Below are 18,161 nucleotides of genomic sequence, written 5' to 3' on the forward strand. Positions count from 1 at the left end.
CTGAGCTAACTTAAGCAGAAGGTATCAACATGGACACACATGCAGCCCTTTATAAACAGGGTCAAGACCGCCTTGATTATTTACGCCAATTTGCCCAACGTCAGCCCGTGTCACTACAACAAAAAATGGCCAACATTGGGATATCTCGTCGAGACTTCATTAAGTGGACCGCGTCGGTCACTGCAATGTTTGCCTTGCCCCTACCCTTTAGTAATCTGGTTGCCGAAGCGGCTGAATTAGCCGACCGAGTACCGCTAATTTGGTTACATTTAGCCGAATGTACTGGCTGTTCTGAGTCATTAATTCGTACCGACACGCCCAACCTCGACACATTGATTTTCGATCATATCTCGCTTGAATATCACGAAACCTTAATGGCAGCCTCTGGCTGGCAAGCAGAAGAGAACCTAGAAAACGCTCTTGAAACCTACAAAGGTCGGTATTTGCTGGCCGTTGAAGGTGCGGTCCCTACCGCCAATAACGGCACCTTTTTAACCGTGGGTTGTAAAGGTCATACGGGTTTACACATTGTTAAGGAAGCAGCGGAAAATGCTGCCGCGATTATCTCCGTTGGTACTTGCGCTGCTTTTGGTGGTGTACAAGCAGCTGCACCTAACCCGACTGGGGCAAAAGGTGTTTACGAAGTGGTCGATAAACCTGTGATTAACTTAGGCGGTTGCCCTCCGAGCGAAAAGAACATTGTTGGCACGCTAATGTATTTCATTATGTTCGGTAAGTTACCTGCACTGGATATGTTTAATCGTCCTAAATGGGCTTACGGCGCACGGGTACATGATAACTGTGAACGTCGTGGGCGCTTTGATGCTGGTGAGTTTGTTGAAGAATTTGGTGATGAAGGTGCTAAAGAAGGTTACTGCCTTTATAAAGTCGGCTGTAAAGGCCCATATACCTACAACAACTGCCCTACTGAGCGTTTTAACCATCACACCAGCTGGCCGGTGTTAGCGGGTCATGGCTGTATGGGTTGCTCTGAGCCGAATTTTTGGGATGACATGGCGGACTTTGAAAAACCGCTAGGACGCCAACTTTTACATGGAATAGATGCCACCGCAGACACCATTGGTGCGGTCATTTTAGGCGCTACCGTTGTTGGTATTGGCGCCCATGCAGTTGCTAGCGTATTTGCTAAGCCTTTGGAGGAATAATCATGAGTAAACGTGTCGTTATCGACCCTATCACCCGTATCGAAGGCCATTTACGTGTCGAAGTTGAAGTGGATGACAATAATGTCATTACCAAGGCTTGGTCTTCGTCGACCTTATGGCGAGGTATTGAGGTTATTTTAAAAGGCCGGACTCCAATGGATGTGGGCTTAATTGTGCAGCGTATTTGTGGCGTATGTACCTATTCGCATTATCGTTGCGGCACTGAGGCCGTTGAAAATGCCCTTGGGGTTAAGATCCCACTTAATGCTAAATACCTGCGCAGCATAATGCAGTCATCACTCTACATGCATGATCATATTGTGCATTTTTATCATCTACATGGTTTGGATTGGGTGGATGTGGTATCAGCATTAAGTGCCGACCCAGCCTTAGCGGCTAAAGTGGCAATGAATTACTCTGATGCACCGATTGCTGCCGGTGAAGGTGAATTAAAAGCGGTACAGGCACGCGTAAAAGGCTTGGTCGAAACCGGAAAACTGGGTCCATTTGCCAATGCCTATTGGGGTAATGGTACTTATCGTTTTACCCCTGAGCAAAACCTCATTGCGTTATCGCATTATTTAAAAGCACTTGAAGTACAACGTGTGGCAGCTGAAATGTTAGCTATTTTTGGCGGCAAATCGCCACATCCACAGTCTATTGTTGTGGGCGGCATAACCTCAGTACGAGACATGTTAAGCCCTGCCCGTTTACAAGAATGGAAACAAAAGCACGCTATCGTGCAAGACTTTATTGAGCGAGCTTACCAAGCCGATATTGTGATGGCAGCAGAAGCATTTGGTACAGAAGCCAGTGTACTTGGCGGCGTAAATGTTAACAGTTTCTTGTGCGGTGAAGATTTTATTACAACCGATGGCGAGTACTTATTTAACCAAGGGGTCATTTTAAACGGTGATTTAGCCAATGTATTGGATATCGACCCGAGCTTGATTAAAGAAGATGTGACTCACGCCTGGTATAAAGCTGATGGTCCGCAACATCCATATCAAGGAACCACCATTCCTGATTACACCGGGTTTATTGAGCGCGACACTGTGTATGGCAAATTACCCACCATTAATGGCGATGGTAAATACTCGTGGGTTAAGTCTCCGCGTTACCAAGATGAAGCGATTGAAGTAGGCCCACTAGCGTGTTTGTTGGTTAACTATGCCCGTGGCAATCAAGTTGTGGTCAATGCGGTTGATGGTTTGTTAGCTCGCACTGGTTTGCCTCTTGAAGCATTGTTTACCACTTTAGGCCGTACTGCTGCACGTATGTTGCAAACGGTGTTGGTTGGCCAGGCCAGTTTGCAAACCTTTGATGCTTTACTGGTGAATATACAGTCGGATCAGTCTACTTACGTTAAACCTGAAATAGACCCAGACCGTGTTTACGAAGGTTATTCGATGATTGAAGCCCCTCGCGGCATGTTAAGTCATTGGATCCGCATTAAAGATGCCAAAGTCGAAAACTACCAAGCTGTGGTTCCTACTACCTGGAACGCAGGCCCTGTGGATGCTAACGGTAAAATGGGCCCATACGAAGCTTCGTTGATTGGTTTGAAACTTGAAGACCCAACTAAGCCGTTAGAAGTCATTCGCATTATTCATTCCTTTGATCCTTGTATGGCGTGTTCCGTTCACGTGATGGATTACAAGAAACACACCCTAGGTCAATTTAAAATTGATCCAAATGGGTTTTAATCAGAGGTAATGGAGTAGGAGGGATAAAAGTATGGAACATATTGCAACCCATAATCGGCAGCTGATATTTACTCCAGCGATTCGAATATTTCACTGGTTACGCGCTCTGGCCATTTTGGTATTAGTGATCACCGGATTTTATATCTCGTGGCCATTTTTAGTGGCACCTGCCAGCACTGATGTATTGGTACAAGGTTGGATCCGCTTTGCCCACATCATTTTTGGATTTTTGTTAACCAGTATTACCTTAGTGCGTTTTTACTTGTTTTTCTTTAGTCGGATTAACAATGAAAGACGATCATTTAAAGATGTGCTATCGCCTCGAAGCTGGATATCGCAAATAAAATCCTATTTTTGGATGGGCAGTTTAGACAAAGCCGGCGTTTACGGACCATTACAGTTTATGACCTATGTGGCCATTTCGTTTGTCGCCTTGATTATGTGTATCACCGGTTTAGTGCTGTACGCCAATGTGTATCATTTAGGTATTGGCGGAATGCTCGGTGATGTATCGGCATGGATAACCGGCCTCTGTGGTGGTTTAGCGCCACTGCGGATTTATCATCATTACTTAACATGGGCCTTCATCATCTTTGTGGTGATCCATATGTATATGGCGGTGTGGTCTGGTATTCGCTTTAAACATAATTCAGTCGATTCTATTGTGTCTGGTTATGACTATCACAAAGTACATAAATAGGATGAATGAATAATTGTGAAAAAAATATTGCTGTTAGGTATAGGCAATGTATTGTACGCCGATGAAGGAGTCGGCGTACATTTTGTCAATTATATCAAAGACAAATACCAATTCAGCCACCAAACTGACAGCATAGATATTGTCGACGGTGGCACCCTAGCTCAAGGCCTTATTCCGATGATAAGCCAGTACGACCATTTGATTGTGGTCGATACGGTTAATAGTGTTGGTGTGGAGCCCGGTGAAGTGTACTTTTTTGATTTTGCTCACGCCCCTGCTGAAATTGATTGGCAAGGCAGTGCTCATGAAGTGGAAATGCTGCAAACACTCAACATGATGGACATTGTGGGTGATAGACCTCACACGTTTGTATTAGGCGTTACCCCGACCGTGATTGAGCCAATGACTTTGGGGCTTACACCACATTTACATGCCGCCATTCCGCTAATGGAACATGCTCTGTTAACCCATTTGACCGACTTAGGGTTTAGCCAGCAGATTGTGGCTGATATTACTATTGATGAGGTGATTCCTGACGCCTATAAGCGAGGTTGCTATGTCGATGCATAACATTCGATTTGATTTTGTATGCCAACGCCATGTGCCCTTATATGAGCACTTGTGTAATCAATACCTGGAGCGCAACGAATTTAATATCAGTATTGGTGCTGAATCCGAGCCTCAAACCAGTAAAATACGTTACTTTATTGAGGCCTTTGCTACCCAAGCGCAACTTGAAGCGTTAGCCGATGAGATTGCCAGTGATTTTTTGTTATCCGTTTGGTTACTTGACACTCACATTCAGCGGATTGAGCAACACAGCGGACAGCGAAAACCATTTAAGATTAAACCGCTTTATTCTGGTTTACCGCTGTATTTTTGTCAGCATTGCCAACCACAATTTGGCGATAATCAACATTCCTCTTTTGGTGATATTAATCTGCAATGTCATCATTGTATGGGACATGAAAAACTCAGTCGCGATGAAAAATCGTTAACTCAGGCCGACATCACAGCGATGGCAAACCGCCTACTAAGCCATAAGTCTCTACCCTTACCTATTCTTGGGATCACGTTGTGGTTAACCCCACCCGCGGCCATATTCTCCTCAACCATACAATCCTCAACCATACTCCCCTCAACAATATCGCAAAATGCAGATGATCAACGCATAAACTCATCACAGACCAATGCGCCTATAACCGCAATAACCACAACAATAAAATATCAACGGCCGCGAATATTAGTCTGTAATCCCAATTCTTTAAATAGCCATTTTATTGTTAATGACAGCCAAGTGTTGGCATTATCTAGCATCGAAAAACCGTTACTAAGAGTACGACCAAGTAGTGATCACCCCAGTTTATTAGCGCCACTGTATGAAATTCAATTTGCTGAAAATCGTTTGTTAGTGATACTCACGGAAGTGTTACGCCAAAAAGGCATTAATTGGTTGCATGTCACTCATGATATTGACCAGCATACTAGCCAAGAAGCCTTGCTCAATAAGCCGCTGCGTTTGGCCAGTGTTAATCAACAATGGTTACCCATTACCACCCTAGGTAATGACACCATACCGTTACCCACTAACGTAACCTGTTTGCATGATGAGCATCATTACCAAGATGATCTGCATACGTTTACGGTTCAAAGTTCTACAACTGACATTAATTGGCGAGTGAGTGACAACGGTGCTAAATCTTCTAATTCACAGTCAGCTTCACCGTTAGCTGTACCAGCTGTTTTAGCAAGCTCTTTAGCAGATGATTCGAGCACGATCACTAACGATATTACTACCAGCTTATGTGCGTTAAATGCCGCGGTACTGCGCTGTGACCCCAATAAAAATCATCATAAAGCACAATTTGTTAAGCATGCTGCGGTATTGTATTTCAGCCAACAAAATACTTGCCAAATTGTCACCCTCGACAGCCAAAGTAAGCCTGAGTTATTTTTCCAATTACCGACGTTGCCGACAACAGGTTATGAGATTTGTCATAGTTTGTCTGAGTCTCCTCAAAAAAGCCTGTTAGATAAGTTTAAACAATTATTTCCCGCCGAATATAATCAATTATTGGACCTGCACATTCAAGCCAACGATGGTGCATTGTCTCAGCTAATGGCTGTTGCTACCCTGATTATTGGTGCCTATCCAGTAGAAACCGCTCAACGTGTGACGGTAACCGAACTTGCCGATAAATTTATTGCTTTAGCGATGGCGCATCATGGCAACAATGCACCACGCATTGACTTTCCACTCACCAAAGGTGCCGCACATCGTAGCCTTAATTGGTGTAAAACATTGGGCTCGTTAATGAGTTTCAAGTTGGCAGGCGAGACTAACTTAGCAAAACTTGCGTTTGCATTTCATGACTCGTTTGCCGACTACTTAAGCCATTGGGTTGAACATTTAGATCAAAATATTGGCGTAAAACAATTAGTGATTGCAGGAAGCGAATTTGCTAATCCGGTGTTAACTGATCGGGTGCAATTACGCATTGGTAAAAACTTTCCGCTGCTGGTTAATCCATTACTGGATTTAGATGGCGTTAATATCGCAATTGGTGGGCTATATCTCAAACAAAGACGTGGATAAAAGGTATCTTAAGGTATATCAGTTATTGCTTATCCTTGTATGAGATTGAGTCCTTATGAAACCATTACAGCAAGTTACCATTATTGTTAAAGGTATTGTACAAGGGGTTGGTTTTCGCCCCTTTGTGTTTCGTTTGGCACATCAGTTAACTTTACTCGGTAGTGTGCTGAATAATCACCTTGGGGTGACGATTGTTTTACAGGGTAATAGCGAACAGATTGAACAGTTTATCGATACATTAGCTAAATCTCCTCCGCCATTAGCGCGAATTGATGCCATTGAGGTTACTCATCAAACTCAATTAAGTTTGTTTGACAAATTTAGTATTATTGAAAGCCATGCCTCATCTGACGAGCATGCAAATGTGGCTATTTCGGCCGACATGAGTATTTGCCGAGATTGTCTTAACGACATTAATGACCCTCAAAACCGCCACTATCAATATCCGTTTACTAATTGCACCAATTGCGGTCCGCGCTATACCATTATTAACGCCCTGCCTTATGACCGATGCAACACCGCCATGGCTGATTTTGAGATGTGCGAAGATTGCCACGCCGCTTATACCAACCCAATGAATCGACGCTACCATGCCCAACCTGTCAGTTGCCCACATTGTGGCCCACAGTTAACCTTTAGCGTCATCAATGCTCATGCTGAATGTCTTTATGATTCATCGATGTTAATAGCATTAGAGCAAGCCGTTGAAATGATAAACCGTGGTGGCATCATCGCCATTAAAGGTTTAGGCGGGTTTCATTTGGTGTGTGATGCCACCAATAACGATGCGGTTGCAGCCCTGCGCGAACGTAAACAACGCCTCGCTAAGCCATTAGCGATAATGGTGACCAACTTAGCCCAAGCAAAATTATGTGTCAGCGGTACTGAAACGGAATGGCAAGTGTTAACCAGCCCTGAGAAGCCGATTACTTTGATGACCAAACGTGTTGTTAGTAATGATAACAGTGGTAATGGTAAAGATGATGGATCAAATAATGGGCCGATCATACTGAGTCCATTGCTAGCGCCGGGTATTGATCGCCTTGGAGTATTTTTACCCTACACACCATTACATCATTTATTGATGCAGCGATTACAGAAACCCATTGTAGCGACTAGCGCCAATCGCAGCGGTGAACCCATTATTGGTAATCAGGCTGACATTGAACAGTATTTAAGCCATGTAGTTGATGGGATACTCGACCATAATCGGCCGATTATTAATGCTTGTGATGACAGTGTGGTACAAGTGATTGACGGGCAACTGCAAGTGATTCGATTGGCTCGCGGTTATGCGCCGCTAACCATTAATTTGCATACACCAATGCTATCAAACAGCCAAAACAGCGTGTTGGCTGTTGGCGCACAACAAAAAAACACGGTCGCATTTGGTTTTGCCGATAATTTGATTGTATCACCGCACATTGGTGATTTATTCAGCCTTGAAGCAGAGCAATATTTTAGCCAAAGCTTAGCGACGTTTAAGCGTTTGTATGACTTCAACCCGAGTCATATTGTGCATGATAATCACCCGCAATATGCGCCGACACAATGGGCGGAAAATTACCAATCGGAACATCACCTTTTGCCATCTCATTGTATTGGCATACAACACCATTTCGCCCATGTGTTGTCGGTTATGGCGATGCACCAACGCACTGAGCAAGTATTAGGATTCAGTTTTGATGGCACAGGCTTAGGTGATGACGGTGCATTATGGGGCAGCGAAGTGATGCTGGCTGATGTTAACGGTTTTACCACTGTGGCCCACTTTAGTTGCTTTAAGCTCATTGGCGGTGAACAAGCCATTAAACACCCGGTTAGAATTCTGCTGGCATTATTGTTTGAACAGATGCCACTTGAACAAGTACTTTTACTCCCGATTGCCGCTATAGCCGATTTGGGCAGCAAAACTGTCACTAATTTGTATCAGCTGTGGCGTAACAATAGCCATTGTATTGAATGTCGATCCGTTGGACGTTTATTTGATGCTCTTGCGGTGGCGTTAGGCTTTATTGGTAGCTCGCAGTACGAAGGCCAAGCGGGAATGATGATTGAAACGGCAGCCAATGCCTATAATTGCAAGTCAAATATTGAACCTTTACCTGTACTCAACACCATAAGCGACACTGGCTCACAACCGATTCAATGGCACAGTAGCGACTTTATCACTCAATTAGTTAACTGTGCTGTGGAAAGCTCACATAACCCTTTAATTAACCAACAAATATGTTGGCATTTTATCAATGCGATTAGCCAGCAATTGGATAAGATTGGGCAACAATATCCCCAGTTACCGCAGGTATTTTGTGGTGGTGTATTTCAAAACAAAACCTTACTAAGCCAGTGCATTTATGATTGTAAACGTGGCCAACGGCAAGTTTTGCCCAGTGGCCATATTCCCATTAATGACGGTGGTATTGCATTAGGTCAATTGTGGTATGCCATACATCACATGGCGTAGGCTTAGACTTAGACTTAGGTGTATCAAATACTAATGACAATTTAACCACTGTAAGTAACTTGAATAGATTAATTTTTATCATAATCCGGCTAGCAGCCGGTATCGCTAACGCTGCAATGCTACATCAATGTTGACCTTCAGATAATTGTGGCTTTGGTCACATAATTAACGCAATAACACTGTTGTTCACAGTGTTTATTGCAAAAACTGATGTGTATCAAAGAATCCTTAATCCACTTAACCGACACTAGTTAATAAGAATAACAACAAGGTTAAGGAACATAACATGTGTAAAGATTGCGGCTGTTCAATTACCCATGATCATGACCATACTCTTCATAGTAATCCTCAGCTTAACGATAAAAAGACCTTAGCAGTTATCCATAAAATATTGGATAAAAATGATGTCGAAGCACAACATAATCGTGATCATTTTGCGGCTCATCAGGTCAGCGCCTTTAATCTAATGAGTAGTCCTGGCAGCGGTAAAACCAGTCTTTTAGAATGTTTACATGAATACCTTGATGCTCGCTATGCCGTGATCGAAGGCGACCTTGAAACCTCACGCGATGCCGACCGTTTAATTGCCAAGGGTATCAACGCCTATCAAATTCAAACTGGCTCTGCCTGTCACCTCGATGCATTTATGGTTCACGGTGCACTGCATCACATTAATTTAGATGATGTTGATATTTGCTTCGTTGAGAACGTCGGTAATCTTGTGTGTCCTGCCAGTTATGATGTTGGCACCCATAAAAATATTGTGTTGTTATCAGTGCCTGAAGGTGACGATAAAATTGAGAAGTATCCGGTGATGTTCCGCCGAGCTGACTTAGTGGTTATCACCAAATCTGACCTACTTCCTTACTTTGACTTTAGTATTGACGAAGCCAAAGCACAGTTAAGTAAATTAAACCCAGATGTGGAATTACTCGTTGTATCAGTGAAAAATCCTGATTCGATGAAAGTATTAGCAACGTGGTTTGATGAACATAAGGAATATTAGCTATGTGCTTATCAGTTCCGTCAAAAGTAGTTGAAATTCATGATGATGCAACAGTCACTGTTGATACGCTTGGTGTTAAACGTCGTGTGAGTTGTCATTTAATATGCGATCCGTTGGCATTAGGCGACTTTGTATTGATTCACATCGGTTTTGTGATGAATAAAATTGACCACAATGATGCACAAGAAAGCCTCGATTTATATCAACAAATTGTCGCTGAGATGGAATTGGAGTCTGAGCAATGATTAGCCTCAATGACTTTTATCAAGGGTTTCGAGATCCTCAGACTATTCGTCATTTAGCGCAATTGATTGCTCAACAAGCGGCTAAAACGACTGAGCAAATAAACATTATGGAAGTGTGTGGTGGCCACACCCATACCATTATGAAGTACGGTTTATTACAGCTTTTACCCGACAATATTCACTTTATTCACGGTCCGGGTTGCCCAGTGTGCGTTATGCCTAAAGAGCGAATTGACCATGCCGCTACCCTTGCCTCTCAAGCCGATACCATTTTAGTCACCTTGGGCGACATGATCAGAGTGCCAGGTTCAATGGGCAGCTTGGCGCAGTTTCGCGCTAAAGGCTGCGATATTAGGCCTATATACGATCCATTGGATACCTTAAAAATTGCCCAAGATAATCCTGACAAAACCGTGATTTTTTTCGCTATTGGTTTTGAAACCTCGACGCCCATGACTGCCGCCTTACTGGCACAGGCTGAAGCACTGAAAATAGACAATATCTTGTTTCATATTAATCATGTGCTGGTTCCACCCGCCATTGATGCCGTGATGTCTGATAGCCGCAGTAAAGTGAACGCTTTTATCGGTCCTGCTCACGTCAGCGTGATTAGTGGGGCTCAAATCTACCAATCAACTGTCGACCAATACAAAACCCCTGTTGTGGTGTCTGGGTTTGAACCGGTAGATGTGATGGAATCCATTTTACGTATTGTGCGCCAAAAAGTGGCTGGCAAAGCGGAGCTTGATAACCAATACAGCCGCTCAGTGAGTTACGAGGGCAACATTGCCGCTCAACAGCTGGTCGACAAATATTTTATGGTCCGCGACAGCTTTCGCTGGCGTGGATTAGGGCCTATTGCCAATTCGGCACTGACACTGCGTCCTGAATATCATCATCGCGATGCCGAACGCATTTATGCAAAAGTATTGCCGACAACCGAAATTGATGACCATAAAGCCTGTATGTGTGGCGATATTTTGCGAGGCTTAGCCAACCCTAAAGACTGCAAAGTGTTTGGCCGAGGCTGCTCACCACAAACACCGCTGGGCAGCTGCATGGTTAGCTCAGAGGGCGCGTGTAATGCTTATTACCGCTACGGAGAAGTAAATCATGCCATCTAAAAAGACGATTCAACTTAGCCACGGTGGTGGCGGTAAAGAAATGGATCAATTGATCCACGATTTGTTTTTTAAAGCCTTTGATAATCCGATTTTAACTTCGCAAGAAGACGCCGCCAAACTGAATATGTGTGGTCATATTGCTTTTACCACTGACTCTTTTACCGTTTCACCGTTATTTTTTGCTGGTGGCGATATCGGTAAACTCGCGATTGCCGGCACGGTAAACGATTTAGCCATGATGGCTGCACAACCCGAATATTTAAGCTGTAGTTTTATTATTGAAGAAGGTTTTCCACTGGATGACTTAACCACTATTGTGAATAGCATGGCTGCTGAATTACACAAATCAGGCGCGCGGATAGTTTGCGGCGACACTAAAGTGGTGCCTAAAGGCTGTGCTGACGGGCTATTTATTAATACCTCGGGTGTAGGGCGTATTTTACATCCGAATATTTCAGTGCGTAATTTACAAGTGGGCGACGCCATTATTGTCTCTCGTGACATTGGTTGTCATGGTGCGGCAATTTTAATGGCCCGTGATGGCTTAACACTTGAATCTGATTTGTGCAGTGACTGCGATACGCTATGGCCGATTGTTGAACAACTGCTGGTGGCAAATATCGATATTCATGCCATGCGAGATGCGACCCGCGGTGGTTTATCTGCGGTACTCAATGAGTGGGCCAAAGCCTCGAACGTTGGCATTGATGTTGAAGAAGCCTGCATTCCTATTTGTGATGAAGTAAAAGGCTTATGTGAGTTATTTGGCTTTGAACCTTTCGATTTAGCCAATGAGGGCACCTTTATTATGGCATTGCCAATGGATGTCGCCGAAGGGGCTATTGAGGTGATGCAGCGCTATGGACATTGTGAACACGCAGCAATTATTGGCCATGTTACTGAACGCCATCCTGGCAAAGTGGTGCTACAAACACCTTGGGGCAGCAGTCGCTATTTAGATTTACCACAAGGTGAATTACTGCCAAGGATTTGTTAATGCATGAATACTCGATTGTGATGTCATTAATGGAACAATGCGAAGCGCTTGCACAGCTGCATAAAGCCACACGAATTGAGCAAGTTGAACTAAAAATTGGGGTGTTAAGTGGCGTTGAGCCAACCTTACTGTCGACAGCTTTTGAAACGTTTAAATTAGACAGTGTTTGTCATGAGGCAAGATTAATTATTAATGTTCAACCATTAGTGTTGCAGTGCAATCAATGCGAACAACAATCGCAAGTAGATGAACGAACCATTGTTTGCCCCATTTGCCAGTCAAATAAAACCACCGTGATTGACGGTGAAGACATGATGTTAATGCAGCTTGTCATGGACACATAACACAATATTTATCAAAGCGTTATATTGAAATTCCCTAACCTAATAACCAGAGTAACCTTACAAATACAAGGACAACACCATGAAAAAATTATCAATTGCCTTTATCCTTGCCACTATTCCATCTATTGCTATGGCGCATGAGGGACATGGTGGTGTTGGACTGTTTCACCATTTAATTCAATTAACACCCGCCATTGCTCTTGTGGCAGTTGTAGCGTTTATCTATTGGAAGCGCAGTAAGTAATTGCCCAACCTGTAGTCAACACGTTATGCGATGCTACAGCTAAAATAGTTTGCTAGATCAACGCGATTAAACGTTGGTTATTTACCTTGGTTAGCACAACGCTTGAAACGCTGCTTAAACCCTTGATGATATAAAGGCTGCCAAACAAATAAGCCTTCCATCGGAAGGCTTATTATCTTGTTGCATTGCAAATGTAGACTTAGAACATTTCTGCAGGCATTGCCATTATCGATTTATCACCCTGATTAACTTGTGATAAATGATACTGAGATTTTGATAATAGCTTATCCATATAGAAGTCAGCCACAAACTGCTTTTGGGCAGCAAAGCTAGCATCTTCATGACTTGATGCCTTGTCAGCCATCAATAGCCAGAAGTAACCGTATAAGGCATAACCAAAGGCATCTAAGAAGTCGACAGCACAAGCGTTAACTAATGCTGGTTGAGTTTTCTTGTTGTCATTGACGTAGTTAGCTGTTGTGAGTAACTCCGCAAACACTTGGCTTACCACCGCTTTATGCTCAGTATTAGCCTGAGTTAATTGCGCAATACTTGCATTCACTTCAGCAACAAATTCAGTCAAAGTGGCGACATTATCGTAAGTAATTTTACGGCCTAAAAAGTCGATAGCTTGAATACCGTTAGTGCCTTCGTATATTTGTGCAATACGGGTATCACGAACAAATTGCTCGATACCGGTTTCACGAATATAACCATGACCGCCAAACACTTGCTGACCCATAACCGTGGCATCTAAACCGCGGTCGGTTAAAAATGCTTTTGAAACAGGTGTAAGCAAACCAACGTACCTAGCCGCTTTAGCTTGCACATCGCCACTGGCATACTTTGCTAAATCCAACTGCTTACCGGTATAAACCGATAATGCTCGGCCCGCTTCCGTCATCGCACGGATAGTGAGTAACATGCGGCGTACATCGCCATGCACAATAATAGGATCGGACGTTGCGCCAGTCGCTGAACCTGCAGCAGCAACACCCTGTAGGCGATCTTTAGCATAGTCTGTTGCCATTTGATAAGCCGCTTGTGCGTTACCTAGACCTTGTAAACCAATGGCTAAACGCTCGTAGTTCATCATAGTGAACATACACACTAAACCGCGGTCAGGCTCGCCAACTAAGAAGCCTTTGGCGTTATCATAGTTCATCACACAGGTAGCAGACGCTTTAAGACCCATTTTGTGTTCAATAGAACCCACCGTAACACTATTGGCTTCGCCTAAGCTACCATCGGCATTAACGCTGATTTTAGGCACGACAAACAATGATATGCCATTCGAGCCTGAAAGTTTTGCGAGTACTAAATGAATGACGTTTTCAGTTAAGTCATGATCGCCGCCGGTAATAAAAATCTTGTTACCGGTAATAGAATAACTGCCATCATCAAGCGGTTCTGCTTTGGTACGAATACCTTTTAAATCAGAACCAGCATGTGGCTCAGTCATGTCCATTGCACCAGCCCATTGGCCAGAATATAGATTAGGTAAATAAGTTTGTTTTAATTCTTCATTGGCATGTGCGTTAATACATAACGCTGCACCAGCGGTCAGTGAGTTATATAATGTAAACGAATTACACGAGCTGTAATTCATTTCATCCACTAACACGCCAAGCATTTTTGGCATGCCCATGCCACCAAAATCTGACTCACCACAAAGCCCTACCCAGCCGCCTTCTGAAAACTGCTGATACACTTCTTTAAAGCCATCAGGAGTAATAATGTCATTACCTTTATGAACCACACCTTGCTCATCACCACTGCGATTTAAAGGGTGAAGCAGATCACGGCTGATCTTATTCGCTTCATCTAGAATGGCTAATGCAGTATCCATGTCGACAACATCTGCCATAGCTGGAAGTTGTTCCCATGTAGCTTGGGCATCAAATACCTGTTCCAACAAGAATTGCATGTCCTTTAACGGGGCTTGGTATGGGTTCATAAGAGTCTCTTAAACAAATAATTAAAACAGTTGTTTTAATTTATACTAAAGCGCTACAAAAAGAAAAGCTTTTTAGCAATTATCTAACCATAATTTGACGAATGTCGGCTAGAGCGAGCCTTTATCTCGATAGTTTACGTTTCTCAGCCCAATAGGGTTCCAATGAGTTACAATTAGCCGTACGATCCTTGAGTTAGCAGCTTATTTGATTGAGATCTTTGGTCTTTTTGAACTTTATGTTACGACCCAATAGGTCCAAACCCAAGTATTAAGCCACAGAATTAAACACGAATATTAAACTCTAGTAATAAACCATAGCGAACAGCACTTTTATGCATACACGTACTGACGAGATCCCCCCATCATCTTCCCTATCTGAGCACTATCAACAGATCACCGTCATTGGTAATGCACATGGCGATTGGCAACCAGCCGACATTGGACATACTTTTATTTTCAATGGGACTGAACATGATGCCGATAACGTTATTAACATTTGTAATGGTCCTTATGCTGGTTCGCATCAGGCCTTCGTTGTCAGTAATAGTTTAGATGACAATCAATTAGTTTCATTGCTAACCGAAGTGGGTGAAAAACTCGAAGGACAACTTAACTGCTGGCCATCTTCGGGATTGGTGACCATTTTATTGATGTCGTTGATGGCAAAACAGGTCAATGTACAACGTATGTCTTTATTACCGTCTTTAGCGAGACCCGATGACATGCCTGCTTCAGAGCATTTGCCTTGCATGGTGCATAATTGGTTAGGTGAGCGTCGTATTGCACTAGGTTTGCAACTCACCAGTAATAATATTCAGTGGCCCGAATTGTTTGTAGATGATGCCTCTATCCTATTGCTTCACGAAGCTGAACCCGTTGATATTAATCCGTTTGAGGTTCTATTGAGCGATGCGGTTCGTCGACGCCAAAATGATATATTGACCCCAGACAACGCTGATCCGCAATTTAAAATAGCCCAGCGCTTAGCCTTGCAAGTGACGACTGAACAACCTGACAATCTTGATGTGCAATATGCGTTGTTAGCCGCCTTGAGTAACTTACCGAGCGTGCAATGGTTAACCTATGCTAACCAAAGCGATCTCATCATGGCAGAGTCTTTGTTTTATAATCAGTATCCACAAACAGCCAGTTATTGGTACCTTATCGATAATCAAGCATCACAATACTTAGATACTATCCGCCATCACCTTGCTTATTGTCAGCAAGTCATCGCGTTAACGGCAAAACAGGCTAATGCAGACTCGTAAAGTATTGGTTAGCACCAAACAAAAACGCCTCTATTTAGAGGCGTTTTGTTGTTAATGATTAATGGTTAATGGTAACCAACTACCACATTAAATCATCTGGAATTGCATAATCTGCATATGGGTCATCGGCTCCACTCACCTGCTCAACAGAATCTTTAGCGGCTTTATCCCATAAGTAACCACACCATTGTGGAACAAGTAACTTCACTCGTTCTGCGAGCTTATGCGGCACGATGTAGGTTTTATCTTCATAACGGACGATGCCTAAACTGCCATTGAGTAAATCAGCTTGGATTTTATCGGTAATATAAACCGAATAAATTTTGTTTTCTAAGGTGAAGTTAAACTTAAGCTCAGCATCACGGGCTACGGTAATAGCAAACTTAGAAAACTCGCTGATTAAACCACGTACTTGACCTTTTTCAGATGCTTCAGCAAAGCGCTTTTCATTCAATACTTTATCTTTTTTCGCTTGTTGCAACTTTTGCTCAGCAATTTGTTGCTTGAGCTCTGAACTGCCGTCATCAACTTTGGCTTTTTTGTCACGACGCTTTTGTGTTTTTGCATCGCGTACTTTTTGTTTACTGGCAAGACCTGCTTTAAGCAGTTGATCTTGTAATGCATTTGCCATGGTATTTACCTTTAAATTTATCGATTTTTATAAACCGTGCTTGGCGGCTATGTCGCCTAATTCTGTCATTGCAATACTGGCTCCACCCAATGACCAACCACCATCAACAGGCAAAACAACACCGGTAATGTATGACGCCATGTCAGATGCAAGGAACAAAGCTGCATTAGCAATATCTTGACCTTTACCATTGCGTTTTAGCGGCACACTATTGGCCACTCGTTGTTGCAGTTCCTCACTGGGCGCTAAGCGATTAAAGCCTTCGGTATCTTCTATTGGGCCAGGTACGATAGAGTTAATTCGTATCCCTTCAACACCCCACTCTAACGCTAATGTACGAGTCAACATATCGACTCCGGCTTTAGCGGCGCAAACATGCACTTGTAAAGGCATCGCGATATACGCTTGTGGTGCGGAAATTTGAATAATGCTGCCATTCGGGCGTGATAACAATGGATAAGCTTGTTTCAATACTTGAAAACTGCCAATTAAATCAATATCGATAACCGATTTAAAGCCATTGTTCGACAGCTTTGCCGCACTGGCCGGAAAGTTACCCGCTGCGCCACTCACTAACACATCAATATGACCGTAAAGGTCAGCAATTTTTGCAAAACCAACCGTTAATGCATCGTTGTCACGTACATCGAAACTGACACCTAAATGTTTGGCGTTCGGGTTAGCTTGGCTCAGTAATTCTACCGCAGCATTAACCTTATCAATACTGCGACTTGCCACCGCAACATTGGCGCCAGCAGTAGCAAATTGAATCGCAACTTGAAGGTTAATGCCAGATGTACCGCCAACCACAACAACATTTTTGCCTGTGTAATCAAACCCTGTTCTATCAAACCCTTTGTCATCAAACATAGTCATCCCTTATTTCTGTGTGATTTGGTTAATGTAGATAAGCTTCCTTTTGCCACTAGATTGACCAAGTCCATGACTCAGTCAATTTAGCCGTTAGCGCGATAACAAATCAAACATGCAGTGATTGATAAATAGCTTTAAGTGCTGCTAATGGATCGGCTGCTTGAGTGATAGGTCGACCAATCACCAAATAATCTGACCCTGCCGCAATGGCCTGGGGTGGTGTCATGACGCGATGTTGATCACCAGCATCACTGCCTGCGGGTCTAATCCCCGGCGTGACTAAGGTAAAATCTTGTCCAAATGATGATTTAAGCAATTTAGCTTCTTGAGCGGAACACACAACCCCGTCTAACTCTGCTTGATGAGTCAATTTGGCTAAACGTAGTACATGTTCAAATGCAGGGACATTAATACCAAGTAATACTAAATCTTCATCTGACATCGATGTTAATACGGTAACGGCTATCAATATTGGTGCATCTTCACCAAATGGTATCAATGCTTTTTTGGCTGCCTGCATCATGGCTAAGCCGCCACTTGCATGCACATTGGTCATCCACACGCCTAAATCAGCAGCGGCGGCAACGGCTTTTGCAACCGTATTGGGAATATCATGAAATTTTAAATCAAGAAATAAATCAAAATTACGACTGTGGATGTCTTTAACCAGATCGGGTCCGAATAACGTAAACATCTCTTTGCCGATTTTTAAACGACACATATCTGGGTCAAGTTTATCAATAAAGGTTAATGCGTCATTTTTATTGTCATAGTCGAGGGCGACTACAATGGATTTATCAGTCATTAGGACTCCAGCGGCAATAGCTTGTGTTAATGCAT

At 43.2% G+C, this 18,161-nt stretch carries 17 protein-coding genes; 13 read left to right on the forward strand and 4 right to left on the reverse strand.

Annotation, left to right across the window (positions count from 1 at the left end; genetic code table 11):
• Positions 1 to 29: 29 nt before the first annotated feature.
• The 12 genes from hyaA (at position 30) to AAEY94_RS09175 (ending at position 12,592) form a co-directional block, all read left to right on the forward strand.
• A complete protein-coding gene (gene hyaA, locus AAEY94_RS09120) occupies positions 30 to 1,166 on the forward strand; it encodes a nickel-dependent hydrogenase small subunit (protein WP_101087103.1) in 1,137 nt (378 codons plus the stop codon).
• Positions 1,167 to 1,168: 2 nt separating this feature from the next.
• A complete protein-coding gene (gene hyaB, locus AAEY94_RS09125) occupies positions 1,169 to 2,872 on the forward strand; it encodes a nickel-dependent hydrogenase large subunit (RefSeq protein WP_182743494.1) in 1,704 nt (567 codons plus the stop codon).
• Positions 2,873 to 2,903: 31 nt separating this feature from the next.
• Complete coding sequence (gene cybH, locus AAEY94_RS09130) at positions 2,904 to 3,572, forward strand: Ni/Fe-hydrogenase, b-type cytochrome subunit (protein ID WP_101087101.1); 669 nt, start codon at positions 2,904 to 2,906, stop codon at positions 3,570 to 3,572.
• A gap of 15 nt (positions 3,573 to 3,587) precedes the next feature.
• Positions 3,588 to 4,142, forward strand: coding sequence for a HyaD/HybD family hydrogenase maturation endopeptidase (locus AAEY94_RS09135; RefSeq protein ID WP_350978518.1), 555 nt, complete (start codon positions 3,588 to 3,590; stop codon positions 4,140 to 4,142).
• The gene (locus AAEY94_RS09140) at positions 4,129 to 6,168 is read left to right on the forward strand and encodes a NiFe hydrogenase (protein ID WP_350978520.1); all 2,040 of its coding nucleotides are present in this window, start codon (positions 4,129 to 4,131) and stop codon (positions 6,166 to 6,168) included. Before AAEY94_RS09135 ends, AAEY94_RS09140 begins: the two co-directional genes overlap by 14 nt.
• A 55-nt stretch (positions 6,169 to 6,223) precedes the next feature.
• Complete coding sequence (hypF, locus tag AAEY94_RS09145; RefSeq protein ID WP_350978522.1) at positions 6,224 to 8,632, forward strand: carbamoyltransferase HypF; 2,409 nt, start codon at positions 6,224 to 6,226, stop codon at positions 8,630 to 8,632.
• A 286-nt stretch (positions 8,633 to 8,918) separates the two neighbouring features.
• Positions 8,919 to 9,638 (forward strand): hydrogenase nickel incorporation protein HypB, encoded by a 720-nt coding sequence (gene hypB, locus AAEY94_RS09150; protein WP_059743617.1) that lies wholly within the window; start codon positions 8,919 to 8,921, stop codon positions 9,636 to 9,638.
• A 2-nt stretch (positions 9,639 to 9,640) separates the two neighbouring features.
• Positions 9,641 to 9,883 carry a HypC/HybG/HupF family hydrogenase formation chaperone gene (locus AAEY94_RS09155; RefSeq protein ID WP_011637566.1) on the forward strand — a complete coding sequence of 81 codons (243 nt, stop codon included), beginning with the start codon at positions 9,641 to 9,643 and terminating at the stop codon, positions 9,881 to 9,883.
• A complete protein-coding gene (gene hypD, locus AAEY94_RS09160) occupies positions 9,880 to 11,007 on the forward strand; it encodes a hydrogenase formation protein HypD (RefSeq protein WP_101087097.1) in 1,128 nt (375 codons plus the stop codon). Before AAEY94_RS09155 ends, hypD begins: the two co-directional genes overlap by 4 nt.
• Positions 10,997 to 12,004 carry a hydrogenase expression/formation protein HypE gene (gene hypE / locus AAEY94_RS09165; RefSeq protein WP_162023213.1) on the forward strand — a complete coding sequence of 336 codons (1,008 nt, stop codon included), beginning with the start codon at positions 10,997 to 10,999 and terminating at the stop codon, positions 12,002 to 12,004. Before hypD ends, hypE begins: the two co-directional genes overlap by 11 nt.
• The gene (locus AAEY94_RS09170) at positions 12,004 to 12,348 is read left to right on the forward strand and encodes a hydrogenase maturation nickel metallochaperone HypA/HybF (protein ID WP_162023214.1); all 345 of its coding nucleotides are present in this window, start codon (positions 12,004 to 12,006) and stop codon (positions 12,346 to 12,348) included. Before hypE ends, AAEY94_RS09170 begins: the two co-directional genes overlap by 1 nt.
• 79 nt (positions 12,349 to 12,427) lie before the next feature.
• Positions 12,428 to 12,592, forward strand: coding sequence for a hypothetical protein (locus tag AAEY94_RS09175; protein ID WP_350978526.1), 165 nt, complete (start codon positions 12,428 to 12,430; stop codon positions 12,590 to 12,592).
• Positions 12,593 to 12,791: 199 nt separating this feature from the next.
• On the opposite strand, the gene AAEY94_RS09180 is transcribed toward AAEY94_RS09175, so the two are convergent.
• Complete coding sequence (locus AAEY94_RS09180) at positions 12,792 to 14,549, reverse strand: acyl-CoA dehydrogenase C-terminal domain-containing protein (RefSeq protein WP_350978527.1); 1,758 nt, start codon at positions 14,547 to 14,549, stop codon at positions 12,792 to 12,794.
• Positions 14,550 to 14,881: 332 nt separating this feature from the next.
• Between AAEY94_RS09180 and AAEY94_RS09185 the strand changes: the two genes are divergently transcribed.
• Positions 14,882 to 15,817 carry a hypothetical protein gene (locus AAEY94_RS09185; RefSeq protein WP_350978528.1) on the forward strand — a complete coding sequence of 312 codons (936 nt, stop codon included), beginning with the start codon at positions 14,882 to 14,884 and terminating at the stop codon, positions 15,815 to 15,817.
• A gap of 79 nt (positions 15,818 to 15,896) precedes the next feature.
• On the opposite strand, the gene AAEY94_RS09190 is transcribed toward AAEY94_RS09185, so the two are convergent.
• The 3 genes from AAEY94_RS09190 to pyrF all read right to left on the reverse strand — a co-directional run bounded on the left by AAEY94_RS09190 (position 15,897) and on the right by pyrF (position 18,126).
• Positions 15,897 to 16,448 (reverse strand): DUF2058 domain-containing protein, encoded by a 552-nt coding sequence (locus AAEY94_RS09190; protein WP_350978530.1) that lies wholly within the window; start codon positions 16,446 to 16,448, stop codon positions 15,897 to 15,899.
• A 27-nt stretch (positions 16,449 to 16,475) separates the two neighbouring features.
• Positions 16,476 to 17,318: an SDR family oxidoreductase gene (locus AAEY94_RS09195; RefSeq protein ID WP_101087091.1), complete on the reverse strand. Its 843-nt coding sequence runs from the start codon at positions 17,316 to 17,318 to the stop codon at positions 16,476 to 16,478.
• A 109-nt stretch (positions 17,319 to 17,427) separates the two neighbouring features.
• Entirely contained in the window at positions 17,428 to 18,126 is a 699-nt protein-coding gene (gene pyrF, locus AAEY94_RS09200) for an orotidine-5'-phosphate decarboxylase (RefSeq protein ID WP_335691994.1), read from the reverse strand.
• Positions 18,127 to 18,161 lie beyond the last annotated feature (35 nt).

The organism is Shewanella sp. AC34-MNA-CIBAN-0136 (assembly GCF_040309945.1).
Lineage (GTDB): Bacteria > Pseudomonadota > Gammaproteobacteria > Enterobacterales > Shewanellaceae > Shewanella.

Coding starts and splice junctions, on each gene's coding strand:
- AAEY94_RS09195 (WP_101087091.1), bottom strand. CDS start 17,318: ATGTTTGATGACAAAGGGTTTGATAGAACAGGGTTTGATTACACAGGC.
- AAEY94_RS09170 (WP_162023214.1), top strand. CDS start 12,004: ATGCATGAATACTCGATTGTGATGTCATTAATGGAACAATGCGAAGCG.
- hypB (WP_059743617.1), top strand. CDS start 8,919: ATGTGTAAAGATTGCGGCTGTTCAATTACCCATGATCATGACCATACT.
- hypE (WP_162023213.1), top strand. CDS start 10,997: ATGCCATCTAAAAAGACGATTCAACTTAGCCACGGTGGTGGCGGTAAA.
- AAEY94_RS09175 (WP_350978526.1), top strand. CDS start 12,428: ATGAAAAAATTATCAATTGCCTTTATCCTTGCCACTATTCCATCTATT.
- hypF (WP_350978522.1), top strand. CDS start 6,224: ATGAAACCATTACAGCAAGTTACCATTATTGTTAAAGGTATTGTACAA.
- pyrF (WP_335691994.1), bottom strand. CDS start 18,126: ATGACTGATAAATCCATTGTAGTCGCCCTCGACTATGACAATAAAAAT.
- hyaA (WP_101087103.1), top strand. CDS start 30: ATGGACACACATGCAGCCCTTTATAAACAGGGTCAAGACCGCCTTGAT.
- AAEY94_RS09155 (WP_011637566.1), top strand. CDS start 9,641: ATGTGCTTATCAGTTCCGTCAAAAGTAGTTGAAATTCATGATGATGCA.
- AAEY94_RS09185 (WP_350978528.1), top strand. CDS start 14,882: ATGCATACACGTACTGACGAGATCCCCCCATCATCTTCCCTATCTGAG.
- AAEY94_RS09190 (WP_350978530.1), bottom strand. CDS start 16,448: ATGGCAAATGCATTACAAGATCAACTGCTTAAAGCAGGTCTTGCCAGT.
- cybH (WP_101087101.1), top strand. CDS start 2,904: ATGGAACATATTGCAACCCATAATCGGCAGCTGATATTTACTCCAGCG.
- hyaB (WP_182743494.1), top strand. CDS start 1,169: ATGAGTAAACGTGTCGTTATCGACCCTATCACCCGTATCGAAGGCCAT.
- AAEY94_RS09140 (WP_350978520.1), top strand. CDS start 4,129: ATGTCGATGCATAACATTCGATTTGATTTTGTATGCCAACGCCATGTG.
- AAEY94_RS09180 (WP_350978527.1), bottom strand. CDS start 14,549: ATGAACCCATACCAAGCCCCGTTAAAGGACATGCAATTCTTGTTGGAA.
- hypD (WP_101087097.1), top strand. CDS start 9,880: ATGATTAGCCTCAATGACTTTTATCAAGGGTTTCGAGATCCTCAGACT.